The sequence below is a fragment of the Marinomonas dokdonensis genome (assembly GCF_052747885.1).
On record NZ_JBRAND010000003.1, the window covers coordinates 1 to 14,864 of the forward strand.

Sequence of the window (14,864 nt, forward strand, 5' to 3'; positions counted from 1 at the left end):
GAGCCATGATCAAACTCTTCAGTTAAAAAAGTTTGCTTACTCAAGTATCGAAACACTAACAATTTACTTATAAAGCGAATTGACGTGTTTGACGTCTCGTAAGACTTCAATTTTTTTGATCAAACTACTAGCAAAGCCAGTAAGCCGATCTTCTGAAGTCTCCAGCGAGCGCCCACACAAATTATCTGATTATCTATTTTAAAGAGCGTTGCCGTTCCACTTAAGCTGCTTCGTTTCTCTTAAAGAGTGAAGCCCTGTCCGTGTCAGCGAGGGCGTATATTAAGGATCTACAGATTTAGTGCAACCCTTTTCTTTAAAAAAGACCAATTAATTTATCATTCTGTCATATTTGTGTGCTTTCTCACCAACCGACCGTGTTTTTGGTTGTTTTTCGAACAGAAAAGGCAAAAAAAAGCCCATTCCATAAACAGGAATGGGCTTGGCGAACCTTGAAAATCTAGTTTTGATTTCCCACCATTTCTCTACGTCGTTTCACTTCGTAGACAATGGCCAGCAAAACGGTCACTGAGATCATCACTAAACCTAGGGCATTCACCGCAGGTGTCAGTCCGGTTCGAACTTTAGATGCGATGTAAACCGTTAAGGTTGTGTCATAGCCTTTTACGAACAAGGTTGTGTTGTAGTTCTCGAAGGACTGTAAGAACGCGATACCCGCAGCGGAAATAATTGCCGGCTTTAAATAAGGTAAAAGTATGCGTCTAAAGGTTTGCCACTGGGTCGCCCCTAAGCTTAAGGCAGCATTCTCTAGTGTTCTATCAAAGCGCTGCAGTCTAGCCAGTACCATCAGCATTACATAAGCTGCAATAAAGGTCGTTTGCGCAACAACCGTCAAGAACACCCCGCCACTCACTGATAAGCTTTTCCAGAAGATCAGTGTGGAGATACCCACGATTACTCCTGGAGTTAGCAAGGGCGACATCATCAGGGTGTATAGGAAGGTTTTGCCACGCCCTTGGTAAGTTGAAAGCAATAATGCACAACAGATACCAATGGGCACAGCCACCAGCAAAACACCTAATGCAACAATGCCACTGGTCCATAATGCCTTCCACATGGCACCGTCTTGGGCTAAGGCTTCAAACCACTTAAGTGTCGCGCCTTTCCAAGGAGAGACAGTAGGAAAGCGGCTGTCGTTGAAGGTCGCAATCCCCATGATAATAAGCGGCGTAAAAAGATATAGGAAAAAGATACCGATATAGAAGCGTACGCCAATACGCATAATGGTTTCTGACTTCATTTGGCGATATCTCCTAATCCAACTTTAAAGACCCGCATAACAAAAGCAATGAAACCAATACACATGACGAGCAACAAGAAGGCATAAGCCGCCCCTTGGTTCCAATTCCCCCCTTCAAAGAACCAGTTATAGATAATTTGCGTAAACCAACGGCTACCCGGCGAGCCTAGCAATGCTGGTACAGCGTAACTCCCTGCTGCCAACATAAAGGTCATGATACAGCCTGTAGCAATACCCGGTTTCGCATGGGGGATAATGACTCGATAATGCGTACGTATCCAACCGGCGCCAAGGTTACGTGCCGCTTTTACTTGGTTAGTATCTAGGCTTTCAATGGCATTATAGATAGGGAACACCATAAACAGAATATAGGCATACACCATACCTATCATTACCCCGCCATCACCCGACAGGAATCGTACGGGTCGATCAATGACACCTAAACTAAGCAATAAGGCATTCAAAGGCCCTTTGTAAGCCAGAATGATGTACCAAGAAAAGGTTCTTAATATCTCGTTAATCCAAAATGGAATAATCAGTAGCAACAAACATAGAGCCGCTTGGCGAGCTGTCGCGACTTTAGCCAAGTAAAAAGCAATTGGGTAGCTTACTACTAGAGTCAGTAAGGTCACCAAGACACTTGACCAAATTGTCTTAAAGAAAATCGCCAAATGAATTTGATTGTTGAATAAGGTGTCGTAGTTTACGAGTGAATAAGTATCCTTTGGCCCACCAATTTCAGCAGGCAGTAGATTTGGCCGAAAGGAGTAATCAATCATCAATAGCTGCGGCAGTATTACCAAGCCAATCAGCCAAATCGCAATCATACCGATAATGCCAACCGCCAAGCCACTTCCAAAGCGAGCTTTAAGCTGTTTGAACATCGTCACCTCCTCCAATCACTACGGCATCTGCTTGATGGTAGGACAGCTTGATCTGCGCGCCCTTTTGTAAAGCATCCGTGTACTGGTGAGCAGCCAGTTGAATAGATAAGGTTTTTTGACTGGCGGTATTGGCATTAAGCGTTAGGTAAGCACCTTCGAAATTAACCTCTTCTATGGTCGCTTGCAAAGCATGCATACCTTCTTCGGCCTCAAGTCGGAAATGCTCTGGGCGAACAAACAAAGTCGCCTCGTCACCCACTTTCAATTCACCTTGGGCGCGACCTGACAATATGCCTAGCCCAGCGCAGTCAATCACGGCATACCCTTCATTAATCTCCGTCACCTTGCCTGCGATACTGTTGTTCTCTCCAACAAACGACGCAACAAAAGCGGTTTGCGGGTCACGATACAAGGTAATTGGGTCGGCGACTTGTTGAATACGCCCGGCTGACATAACCGCCACACGGTCAGACATGGTCAAGGCTTCACCCTGATCATGGGTAATATAGATAAAGGTAATGCCTGTTTTACGTTGAATCTCTTTTAGCTCAGTACGCATGTGTTGGCGCAATTTTAAATCCAATGCAGAGAGAGGCTCGTCCAGTAATAATACCTGCGGCTCAACCGCTAAAGCTCGGGCAATAGCGATACGTTGCTTTTGGCCACCAGACAATTCTGAGACACGTTTTGTGCCGCTGCCCTCTAAGGCCACCAACTCTAATAGGCGATCTGACGTCTTTTTACGCTCAGCTTTCGGCACGCCACGGACTTCAAGGCCAAACTCGATGTTTTCGGCCACTGTCATTAAAGGAAATAACGCAAGGTTTTGAAAAATCATGGAAGTGGGACGTTTGTTGGCCGGTACGCCGCTCATGGATTGGCCACCAATTTTTACATCCCCCTGTGTGGGGTCTAAAAAACCACTGATCATATTAAGTATTGTAGTCTTGCCACAGCCAGATGGACCCAGAAAACTAAAAAACTCGCCCGATTCAATCTTTAAATCGCTTGGTTGAATGGCGGTAAAATCACCAAACTGCATCACTACATTATCTAAATGAACACTACTATCCATGAGACTCCTCAAAAACTCATTAATAAAAACAAAAAAGCCCCCCGCAGATAACTACGAGGGGCTTTTTAACTAACTTAAGCAGACAAGAAACGGTCTTGGTACTCGTTACGAAGAGCAACGTACCATGGTTCTTGAATTGGCCACCACCAAAGGTTCGCCAAGTCTTGCTCAGTGTAAGAGTCTTGGAAGAACTGTTTAGTTGCGGCTGGCAACAAGGCGTCAGCACCTTTCGATGTTGAGTTATAACCCGTCGACTCAACAAACATAGCGCCCGCTTCTGGTGTGTAATACCAGTTGATGAATTCGTAAACGGAATCCACATTGTTAGCATTTTTCGGAATAACAAAACCTTCCATCCAAGCTAATGCACCTTCTTTTGGCGCACCGTAAGCAATAGGCTCACCTTCAGACTTCAGTTTAAACGCTGTGCTGTCCCAAGTTTGGCCGATCACGGCACCATTGGTTCTGAATGCACCTTGCGCTTCATTTTCTGTTGACCAGAACTGAGCAATAGAAGCTTTGTGCTCTGTCGCTACTTTCAAGATCACATCAAAGTTAGCGCGCATAGCTTTTTCGTTTTTGTACGAATCAAGTAATGGGAAAGGCAACTTACCTGCTTTTTCTAACCACAAACCAATACCCACTAAAGAAGAATGGCCTCGCACGGTAACACCACCAGCATTTTCTGGTAACCACAAATCACCGTAGCTCAAATTCTTTGGATCAGCCTTAGCATAATCCGTGTTGTAAGCAATGGCCTCTGTACCCCAATCGGCAGGAGCAAAGTAACGTTTGCCATCGACTATACCGCCCACTTCCGAACCACTGATCGCACTGTCTAAACAGCCGTCCCAGTTAATACGTGAGGTATCAAGCGGTTGAACTAGATCGTAGTCCACATAACCAGGTACACGGTCAACAGTCGGCATGATGATGTCAAAGCCTGTACCATCGGTTGCACGCAATGAGTTCATCAACTCATCATTTGTGCCGTATGGCGTGAACGTAGCATTGATACCTGTTTTCGCTTTGAAATCCGTTAACATTTCATCCGTGATGTAACCCGCCCATGCATAGATTCGTAGCTCTTTGTTCGCTGCGATTGCACGGTTAATTGAAAATGGGGCTGCGGCAACAGCACTAGCTGCGGTGGCACCTTTTACAAATTGTCGACGAGAAAGAGTCATGCGTGAGCTCCTGTTTTTTAAATGGTTATGTTGCGTTAAAAGAATAGCGCTTAAATCGAATTACATTTAAAGCATTTTTTATTAAACATGCTTTTAATAAAAAACCAATCTAATACAAAATAATGACCAATTCGTGACAGGAACAGCTTTTTTTCACAGAAATAGCTTATAGACAGACAAAAAGTCGCCTACGGATAGTAATTTGTCGTTATTGGCACATATAACGCTCTTAAATATCACCATTAGTTACCGTTATTTTTCTTTACTGAAATATTTTCGTCACATAATGCCGCTATGGTGGCACGCATTGTAATCTTATGTAATTGAGGCGTGCGTCACATTGAAAATATCACAGGTAACTCGTACCACTACAATTAGCTATTTTGTTATTGCGAGCCTATTGGCCGCTTTGCTCTTGTGGACGTTAGTTAAGTTTGCTGATGCGTTCGAGCAGAATGAGGCTTATAACAAAGTATGGGAAAGCTCCGCCATAGAACTTAACCAAATGATTGAAAGCTACTTATCAAGCGGAGAAGCCTCTAAGTTACAGGGTGCAGAGGGTTTCATTAGCCAAGCAATTTTTCCTTCTCTCGCCAATATCCCAAGCTCTGTTCAAGCTCCGATTCGCGAACAGCTTGAGAAGATACAGCAGAGTCTACAGTCTGATATTCGCGCCGCTGGCAAATTGTCGGGAAACCCTTACGCGTTAATTGAGAATAATGAACGACAAATTCGTTTATCTCTAGACACCTTGGCAACCAAAACCCAAGACTATATTGATCGAAATAGCCTCACCGATGCGGCCGTTTATCTCGCCAATCAAGCTAAGCTCTATGCCGGCCTAGCACAAATAAGTCAGGCCAAAGATGAATACCTAAAGCAACAAACGACAGTCAATGATCAGCGCCTTAAGGAAGCCATTTCAAACTTCCAATCCTATGTTCAAACGCTCAATACTCTGCCGATAATGTCCCTAGACGAATCTCAAGACAATGACACAGTGGATGATTTATCCGCTCTAATGGGGTGGGCAAGCGATGAAGATGATGTAGAGGTGAGCGACCCTTTAGAAGAAACCAAGAGCGAATTACACACCTGGTCTAGCCGTTACTTAAAAGATGTGCAGTCGAGTTTAACCAATATTGAAAGTGCTCTGATTGCGCAACAGCACATTCGTCAGCTTATCATTGAGCTCAAACAGATAATTAGTGATGGCTCATACACTATTCAAAGCAACGCAGAGAAAACCCAGCAACAAACTCTCATTGCCTTTTCTGCCTTTGTTATTTTGATGCTGTTGGTGACAACCTTCGTCCATCAATTTCAAAGCCGTGTGGTGGTTGGTAGTGCCAGAGACTTATTCACTGCTGTGAAAAACCTAGTCGATCATCAAGACACCAACACCATTCATCTTGGCAAGCGCAATAATGAGCTCACCGATGTCGCGCGCTATCTCAACACCTACTTGGAGCAGATGGCACAACAGCGCCAACAGAAAGATACCGAACTTGCGAATATTTCCGCTTCGCTGAATGAAATGCTCAGTGCTTTTGGAGAAGTTCACTCTATCAGCACCGCATCAAAACAAGAGCTAGATGCGACCTTGAGCTTGTCTAACCAGATTCATGTGCTGGCAAACAAAACCGAAGTACGTGCTCGAGAAGTCGAAAGCTACGCCACGGATACTAACCAAGCGATGCAGCACAGTGTCGCACAGGCGGCATCTTTAGCTCAGGCTAACCAAACCACCTTAGAGCGCCTAGAAAGCAGCCAAAGATCCTTACAAAACCTAGAAGCCTCGGTTTCCAGTGCCGCCTCTATTGTGAGCGCTATTCGTGATATTTCTGAGCAAACCAACTTATTGGCTCTAAATGCTGCCATCGAGGCGGCTCGAGCAGGAGAACATGGTCGTGGTTTTGCCGTGGTTGCCACTGAAGTACGCACCCTCTCCAGCCGTACCCAGCAATCTCTTGAAGAGATTACCAGCATTTTTGCCACCTTAACCACAGCCACAGGTAAACTCAGCCGTAATTTAGGGCTAATCGAACAGGCCTCTATATCACAACGAGCATTAACCCATGATCTAGGGGAATCCGCTCAGCAGGTTTTAGAGAAATCCGAACAGTCAGCTCGTTTAGCTCAAAAAACCACTGGCTATGCTGAAGAACAAAAAAGTGGCATGAACAGCCTGAATCAGGCGGTCGATAAAGTAAAAGAACAAGCTGATGAATCAGAGCAATTCATGGATAGAATGGCCAATAACATCCAGCAAAAGATTCAGGACATCACATCGACCTTAGGGATCAGGCGCTAACAGCACCCATAAAAAAATCCAGGCTAGGCTGGATTTTTTGTTCAGGAATAAACTCGGCGCTAGAACAACACTCGAGCCTTAATTGTGCCTGCCACTTCCTTGATCTTCTCAAGGGCTAGCTCACCCGTGTCAGAATCAACATCCATTACCATGTAGCCAATCTTTTCCGATGTACGCAAGTACTGACCAGTAATGTTGATGTTGTTTTCAGAGAAAATGGTGTTGATGTTAGACAACACACCAGGGCGGTTCTCGTGAATATGCAAAATACGATGATCGTCTGCTTGCGCTGGCAAAGCCACTTCAGGGAAGTTAACCGAAGCGATAGTTGTACCCACATCAGAGTACTTAATCAGTTTTTCTGCCACTTCAACACCGATATTTTCTTGAGCTTCCATGGTGCTGCCGCCCACGTGAGGAGTCAAAATAACATTGTCTAAGCCACGTAGAGGCGATACGAATTCTTCATCGTTACCTTTAGGCTCAACTGGGAATACGTCAATTGCTGCACCGCTTAGGTCGCCCGCTTTAATGGCATCCGCCAAAGCATCAAGATCGGCAACCGTACCACGAGAAGCGTTCATGAAAATCGCGCCTTTCTTCATTTGCGAGATTTCTTTCTTGCCAATCATCAGCTTAGTAGAAGCGGTTTCTGGCACATGCAAGCTGATCACATCACAGCTGCCTAGTAACTCTTTCAAACTTTTGATTTGACGAGCATTACCAAGCGGTAATTTCGTGACGATATCGTAGAAGCATACTTCCATACCTAGCGACTCAGCCAAAACACTTAACTGAGTACCGATACTACCGTAACCGATAATACCTAAGCGCTTACCACGAGTTTCATAAGAACCTACAGCGGATTTAATCCAGCCACCACGGTGACACGCTGCGTTTTTCGCAGGAATACCACGCAACAACAGAATCAATTGACCTAGTACTAACTCAGCCACACTACGAGTATTTGAGAAAGGCGCATTGAAAACTGCAATACCTTTCGCGCTAGCGGCTTCTAAATTAACTTGGTTGGTACCAATACAAAAACAACCAATCGCTGCCAATTTGTTCGCATGGCTCAACACTTTTTCTGTCAGCTGAGTACGGGAGCGAATACCAATAAAGTGAGCATCTTCAATTTTACGGATTAGCTCATCTTCCGCTAAAGCGGTTTTGTGGTACTCAATATTCGTATAACCCGCATCGTGCAATGCATCTAATGCAGATTGATGAACGCCTTCTAACAACAAAATTTTGATCTTGTCTTTGTTTAGTGAGGTGATGCTCATGGCTGGTTCAACTTCTCTATGGTTGTGGAGGAAAATGTGTGGCGTATCTTACCACAAAACAATTAATTTTCGTGGTTAAGATACGATCAAGTCATTCATAATCATAAGAACAAAATTCATATCTTAAACTAGGCTATTCGCTAAACAATACGCTGTAGATACACACCAGTTTCAACGTGGTGTGTATAGGGAAATTGGTCAAACATTGCGTATCGCACTACCTTGTGGGTGCTAGACAAGGCGTCTAGATTCGCCTTCAAGGTGAGAGGGTTACAAGAGATATACAAAATACCATCGACTTTGCGGATCAATTCTACGGTGGCATCATCCAAACCGGCTCTCGGTGGGTCTACCAAAACCACAGCAGGGGATAACTCTTTAACGCCTGCCTGTTGTAGGCTTTTCGGCAGTTCCGCATCGCCATTCAAAGCCGCAGAGACATCTTCACTGGCCATTTTCACGACCTGAACGTTATTCATGCCATTCATGGCGATGTTTAATTGCGCAGAGTTCACCGATACCTTGGAAATTTCTGTGGCCACCACGCGATCAAAATGACGCGCTAAGGGAATAGAGAAATTACCATTACCACAGTACATTTCGAGTAAATCACCGCTGGCCTGTTGCGTCACATCCAACGCCCATTCGAGCATTTTTTCGTTGATGCCAGCATTAGGTTGGGTGAAGCTGTTTTCCACTTGTTGGTAATGGAATTTTTGGCCATTTACGGTCAGTGTCTCCATAACAAAATCACGGCTTAACACTTGTTTCTTCTTACGGCTACGACCAATAAAGTGGCACGCAGGAAAGTCTTTATAAAGTGCTTTCGCCGCATTGTGCCATTCTTCATCAATGGGCTTATGGTAGAGCAAGCTAATGAGGGCTTCACCTGTGGTGGTGGTCAAGAAGTCTACTTGAAAGAGCTTATGACGCAGTACAGGTACATCCCGAACCGCATCCAATAAGGCTGGCATCAACTGGTTTATTTGTTCGGACGCGGCAAGAAATTGATCCGTACGAATAGGGGTTCTTGGGTCTGCAGAATCAAACATGGCATAGAACAAATCATCGCCATCGTGCCAAATACGAAATTCTGCACGCATACGATAATGGCTAGCTTTGCTGGCAAACACTTCCATTTCAGGCAGCGTGAGGCCAGTCATGACACGACCCAGTTCAGCTTGTTTTTCGGTTAGCTGGGCATCGTACTGTTCTGGTTGAATTTGATCCGGTCTCATGGGCTTTCTCTTTGGCGATAGCAAACAATAATGGCGCGGGATTATACGAGTTATCCAGCAACAAATCTAATCGCCAAGGCGAGAGCACAGAAATACCCTTATTAGTGCAAGTATTTTTGCCCTAGCAGGATTTCCATCGATAAGGTAAGGGAAAGTACGGCTCGGTAATCTTCGTCAGCCTCATAAGTCATTTGCGGCTTCACTCTGCCAATCAACCAGTTTTTATACAGTTTATGATGGTATTCGAGGAAATATAACACGCTGTCGGAAGAGACTTTTGATTTACCTTCCTGTAAAAAGCTCAGTTGATAGTCCAAACGATTCCGTTCATCAAGCTGATGGTGAAGATAAAGGTCCTCTCGCACATACAGGGTTGACTTACTTTCCAGCCAAGTTGTACCAAAGTTGGCACCAAGTAAGACTTGAGGCGTCGTGAAGTAGGTCACACCAGCCTCGTATCGAGCCCCTATACCTTCGTCATAGTAGGCGAATGCCTCTTGCTTCTGTCGCCACTCCCAATCGCCATAGTGTTCCCCTTGGAACAGGCGAAAGCGCACAAATGGGTTCAATGGAAAATCAATTTTTATCCCGGCATCAAAATCCGCCCGCCACTCTTCCTTAATATAACGGACCACAGCACTGACATTAGAGTCTAGTGCCGAATCTAAAACACCGATGTTCTCAGTCGATTCACCACGAACATTATCTTGAGATATGGTATCTCCATCGGATTCAATGACCAGTCGTAAGCGGTCTTGGGTATTAGGGAGCTTAAGGCGAGCACTAAAGTCAAAAAAGCCCGAATATTCATCTCGATCATTAATGATAGGCCCCATGCGCAAACGCACATAGCTATCACCAGGGAGGTTCTGCTCTTGTCCAGATAAATATTCATCTATTCCCTGAGACCAAGCCGCTATTTGAGTCGATGCCTTATGGTGACCCGTTTGCCACCATGACATCACAGACTCATCTTCTACGGCGTCACTGGCAGAGTCGCTCTGAGCCAGTACGTCCATAGAAAAAAACAAGCCAATGCCATACAACACTGGGTACAATGCTTCCTTGCCATTGAGCATAGAGGCTTAGCCTCGTAGCATTTGCTGAATCATTAAAGAAGAGTTTTCCGCCGCAACTTTTAAGTATTCTTCAAAACTTTGTGGCGATTCTTTGCCGGCAATATCCGATAAAGAGCGCACCACCACGAATGGCGTTGCAAACTTATGACAAACCTGAGCAACGGCAGCAGCCTCCATTTCAACGGCCACTAATTCTGGGAATAATTTTCGAACACTTTCAACCCGGGTTGGATCACTCATGAAGCTGTCACCCGTGCCAATAAGGCCTACCTTTGCCTGTACACGATTTACCACTTGCACGGCGTCACACGCTTTCTCCAATAGTGTAGGGTCTGCCGAAAATGTCGCTGGCATCTGTGGCACTTGGCCCATTTCATAGCCAAAAGCCGTCACATCTACATCATGGTGTAGCACGCGATCAGAGATCACTACATCACCGACATTCAATGCGCTATCATAACCACCAGCAGAGCCAATATTAATCACATACTCAGGTGCAAATTTGGCTAACAGCAAAGTAGTAGAAACTGCAGCATTCACCTTACCAATACCAGATTGTAGAAGCACAACCTCCTGGCCTTCGAATGAGCCACTGAAGAAATGGCAGCCAGCAATGCTCTCTTCGGTTACATCTGCCATCCAAGATTTGATTAGGGCAACTTCTTCATCCATTGCACCAATTAATCCAATTACACTCATTCGTTACTCCTCGATTTTATTAGTTTCCTTGGACATAGCACTGCTCAAGGCTGCGATCTGTTCACTAGAATAGGGTAGGTTCATTTCAAATAGTTGAACTCTCTCAGGTATTCCTTGCGGCCAGTTTTGTACCGCCACAAATGTCACATTAGGATAATGTGATTGTACATTTTCAATTAAATCTTCATCTTGAGGTTCTAATAATACCATTACTGCATCACGGTAATAGGATAATAATGTTGTCGGCGCAGACAAGCTTTCCAGCCAATGAGAAGGAATCGAGCATAACTCTAAGCCAGAAAACCAAATAGCCCGGGAAACCCGACTGCCCCCGACAACAATCCATGCGACACCCTGCTCCCCAAAAGCACTGGGGAATATAGTGCCTTTTGAGCTGGCTTTACGTAAGCCTTGATATAGGTAATATTCAAAGATACCACCCGATAACGTCACTATGTCAGACTCCGAATGTGAGGCTTCTGACTGACTATTAAGCCAGAGTAAAGGTAAGTTTTCTTTACCATATTGCTCTTGTAGGGATTGGGTCATTTTTTGTTGCGCGACACCCTCGTTCAAACAGCCAATGATCACCGCATCGAAGCGTTCAACCATTCTCGATTGAGTAAAGAAGCTATCCGCGTCGTTGTAACACTCCACCCTAACCCCTAGTTGACGCAACAGGGCCTGAACCGTCTCTTCGTGGGGGTAATCTAGAGAGACCCAAGCCACCACTAAAGACAAAGGAGCAGGATTTTCTCCTGTGCCTACTCGCGGCAGGCCAAGGTCTAATCGTAAACCGGTACTTGTCTCTTGCTGAGTACCAGATAACTTTTCCAAGAGCGATTGGATGAGCCAAGCAATCAAGGGTCGAGAATTCACATCCCCGCTTATCTTAAGAACCAATTGATTTGCTTCGTACTCCACATTTATTGATTTGTTCAATACGTAGCTGGTCATCAGAACGACACGAATCAAACTCCGTAAACAGCCGCTGTTAGGCACCAGTTGCGAGCCGGTATTCGTCGAACATAGCAGTTGTATCGAAGCGCTTGTAATCTTCAGTGCTGAGGCAACAAAAATGCTCTCTTCACTTAATAAATCCCCTAGCGGCCGCATATCTTCTTGGCTTGGCTCACTCTTTAAACATTCAAAGACAGACACCAATAAGCTAAGCCAGCCTTGCAGCTCGTTACTATTGTCATAGAAGGGCTGAGTAGATAAATAATCCATTTCAGCCAACAAAGCACTGCCTTCCGCTCGGCTTTGCATAAAGTCAGAATTCGGGTCGAGTTGCTCTAACTGCCAAGTTAGCCGCATTTCCTGTGTCATGTTGGTGCCGATCAGCAGCAACCCACGATAAGCGTACTCATTGCGGAACGACATCACTTGCCAATGATAAATTTGGCCTATGTCCTGAAACGTCAATTCAAAGGCAATGTCCGAAGCCCCCTTAAGGGCATCTTGTATCGGTTGGTGGCAATGAATTGGCATGAAATCAAACACCGTTTTTGCCCGCTTGTGGTCAGGAAATAGAGATTTAGCCTGACCATTCATCATTTCGATTTCCGCTATTTCACTGCAAAAAATAATAACATTATCGCTGGCCTCTAATAGCACATGAAAACGCCTATCTTTGCCTTCTATCAGTGCTCTATAGTGACTATTTTGCTGCTGTATCGGGGCAAACTCATTGAAAGGCAAATTATTTGGCGAAGCCGTTTGCACTCGTTTAAGGGGGGCAAAAATCAGATGACGTGCGCCGATCAACAATAGGAAACACAAGCCTAATAACACACAGACAATTACGACCATGGGTACGATACTTTTTGACAGTACATTCCCTGTTAAGTAACCCTGCTGACTAAGTTCCAATTGCAACTGCGCCTGAACTGGGGTCTTCATCACTTGTGTTGAGCGTAACAAAGATAAGCTCGGCTCAAAATCGTTCGCATGTTCTTCCAGTACAATTTGGCCACTGGCTTGATCGTAAATACGCACCATGTCGGCTTGCGCACTAACATGCAATTCATGGGCAAGAGTTAAGTTGCCATTTAACGAGATAAAGCCATATAGAAAGCCTAGGTTTTCACCTTCTTTAGAGATCAGCTTTTTCTTATAAATCAGCAAAGACGCACCATCTGAAGTGGTCCGTTTAACCCACTGACTGATCTCAGTGGGAATAATTAAGCTGGATAAATCGACCTTGGTAAATAATCGTGCTCTTGGATCAATGGATTGACGACCATCGCTCCACTCAATGTAAAAAAAGTCTAAGCCCCCAAAAAACAAAATTTCATGGTGACCAAAAAGGGTTTCTAATTCACGACCCGCCTCATAGTCCCCTAAAATTAGATCTTGGCTGATAAAACTCATCTCAAACTCTGAGCGAACCAAATAGGCATTAAAGGCCTGCTCAACTGCAGAATGACTTAAGTTCAGTTTTTGCTCTACTAGGGCTTTATTCTGTGCGTTGATGAAATATAAGGCGCCACCTAACGCGACAACAAATACTGCGCAAAACATGCCCATAAAAAGCTGCTGCAGTCGCTTTCTTAAACTGGCTTTTATTTCTGCCATATAGACCTCGAATAGCGATATGCCTGACGCTGTAGTTCACCCAGACGCTTATCGCTTAATGGCATATATACTAAATGGCCGTTTGCCATGTACAACCTTGGCATACGTGCACCCTCCAAATCCCTTTTAACCGCTTCGGCCATACCAACCGCCAATTCATCTTGCATAAATAAGTAGCTCATGAGGAGGCGTCCATCTCTTAAGCCCTTAATATCCTCAGAAGATAAACGCCAAGTGTTCGTTTGAGTTTTTCCTTCCAGTCCCAGCGCCTTAATTGCCATCATGACACCATCAGAAATAGCCTGGGTACAGCTAAACACAAAATCGACTGGGGAAGCCGATAACAATTCAAGTGCCGCTTGATAGGCCAATTTCCTGTTATTTTCGACATGTCTAATGACTTGAATCTTGCGATTATTGTCGTAAGTACGGTCCAAAAAAGTATCACAGCGAGTGTGGCTAAGATAACCAGAAGGCAACACCAAGGCATGCATAGTAGATTTTACAGGCAATTTTTTATGAATTGCTAAGGCCAATTGAGACGTAGCAAGTTTTTCATCAAAGCCGATATAAATTAAAGGCGGATGGTTCTCCCAGCTGCTGAGTGGGGTTGCCATATCATAAACAATGACTTTAGGCTTTCGAGGCAGTAAAAAGCGCTCGACAATACGACTCTGTATAGCATGAACACCTGTAACCAATAAGTAATCAGGGTCCATCGCGGCGATTTTTAAATAGCCTTGTAACGCGCCTTCTTTATCTCCTAAATAGTCACTTTCCGTAAAGGTATCTAAACGGTAATCAATACGCAGTTCGCGCATCCGTTGTTTGAAGGTTTCTAAAATGGCTTGGTTTTTAAGCGTTGATTCTGGCCCCACCAACTGAATAACAATACGCAAGGTATCTTGTGGGGGGTTACTGACGGTGACTCCTGATGCTTCAACAGCTTCGGCAAACTGCTCACCTAAGGGTAACTGCTCAGGATATGCGCTATAGAACTGCTGGCTATCAATAAGAATAGAGGAAAGTGTTGTGGAGAAAGAAGACTGAATAGGCAAAAGGCCAATAAGCACAATTCTTAAAAAAGCACCAAAGAATGTCTGTTGCATAATGAGGTTCCAAGACGAAGCCGCTGCGCTTTTGTTCCAACGCCAAAAAAAGCAAAATTTAATCTTAGAAGATAAAGGCAATACCATGGCAACACAAGCGCCAGCAAAGGTTGAGCCCTAAAGAAACACTACAATGACTTATTTTTGGCAAAAAA

The 14,864-nt window shown here is 44.6% G+C and carries 11 protein-coding genes; 1 reads left to right on the plus strand and 10 read right to left on the minus strand.

Translation table 11 applies throughout. The features are described 5' to 3' along the window. Positions 1-457: 457 nt before the first annotated feature. From ACUM5Y_RS07800 to ACUM5Y_RS07815, 4 genes are all read right to left on the minus strand, one after another. Positions 458-1,258 carry an ABC transporter permease gene (locus tag ACUM5Y_RS07800; protein ID WP_445976310.1) on the minus strand — a complete coding sequence of 267 codons (801 nt, stop codon included), beginning with the start codon at positions 1,256-1,258 and terminating at the stop codon, positions 458-460. Beyond that, positions 1,255-2,142, minus strand: a complete 888-nt coding sequence (locus ACUM5Y_RS07805; protein ID WP_445976311.1) for an ABC transporter permease — start codon at positions 2,140-2,142, stop codon at positions 1,255-1,257. The genes ACUM5Y_RS07800 and ACUM5Y_RS07805 overlap by 4 nt, the downstream gene beginning before the upstream one ends. Then, entirely contained in the window at positions 2,126-3,217 is a 1,092-nt protein-coding gene (locus ACUM5Y_RS07810) for an ABC transporter ATP-binding protein (RefSeq protein ID WP_445976312.1), read from the minus strand. Before ACUM5Y_RS07810 ends, ACUM5Y_RS07805 begins: the two co-directional genes overlap by 17 nt. Positions 3,218-3,291: 74 nt before the next feature. After that, complete coding sequence (locus ACUM5Y_RS07815) at positions 3,292-4,404, minus strand: extracellular solute-binding protein (RefSeq protein ID WP_445976313.1); 1,113 nt, start codon at positions 4,402-4,404, stop codon at positions 3,292-3,294. Between the two features lie 340 nt (positions 4,405-4,744). Between ACUM5Y_RS07815 and ACUM5Y_RS07820 the strand changes: the two genes are divergently transcribed. Continuing rightward, on the plus strand, positions 4,745-6,718 hold the full coding sequence (locus tag ACUM5Y_RS07820; RefSeq protein WP_445976314.1) for a methyl-accepting chemotaxis protein: 1,974 nt from the start codon (positions 4,745-4,747) through the stop codon (positions 6,716-6,718). A gap of 59 nt (positions 6,719-6,777) precedes the next feature. On the opposite strand, the gene serA is transcribed toward ACUM5Y_RS07820, so the two are convergent. The 6 genes from serA to ACUM5Y_RS07850 all read right to left on the minus strand — a co-directional run bounded on the left by serA (position 6,778) and on the right by ACUM5Y_RS07850 (position 14,709). After that, positions 6,778-8,007 (minus strand): phosphoglycerate dehydrogenase, encoded by a 1,230-nt coding sequence (serA, locus tag ACUM5Y_RS07825; protein ID WP_445976315.1) that lies wholly within the window; start codon positions 8,005-8,007, stop codon positions 6,778-6,780. Between the two features lie 140 nt (positions 8,008-8,147). Beyond that, positions 8,148-9,245 carry a tRNA (uridine(54)-C5)-methyltransferase TrmA gene (gene trmA, locus ACUM5Y_RS07830; protein WP_445976316.1) on the minus strand — a complete coding sequence of 366 codons (1,098 nt, stop codon included), beginning with the start codon at positions 9,243-9,245 and terminating at the stop codon, positions 8,148-8,150. Positions 9,246-9,346: 101 nt separating this feature from the next. Next, entirely contained in the window at positions 9,347-10,324 is a 978-nt protein-coding gene (locus tag ACUM5Y_RS07835; protein ID WP_445976317.1) for a hypothetical protein, read from the minus strand. Between the two features lie 6 nt (positions 10,325-10,330). Further along, positions 10,331-11,023, minus strand: a complete 693-nt coding sequence (gene mtnN, locus ACUM5Y_RS07840; protein WP_445976318.1) for a 5'-methylthioadenosine/S-adenosylhomocysteine nucleosidase — start codon at positions 11,021-11,023, stop codon at positions 10,331-10,333. Positions 11,024-11,026: 3 nt separating this feature from the next. Then, complete coding sequence (locus ACUM5Y_RS07845) at positions 11,027-13,600, minus strand: hypothetical protein (protein ID WP_445976319.1); 2,574 nt, start codon at positions 13,598-13,600, stop codon at positions 11,027-11,029. Beyond that, entirely contained in the window at positions 13,588-14,709 is a 1,122-nt protein-coding gene (locus ACUM5Y_RS07850) for a substrate-binding domain-containing protein (protein ID WP_445976320.1), read from the minus strand. The genes ACUM5Y_RS07845 and ACUM5Y_RS07850 overlap by 13 nt, the downstream gene beginning before the upstream one ends. Between the last annotated feature and the right edge of the window lie 155 nt (positions 14,710-14,864).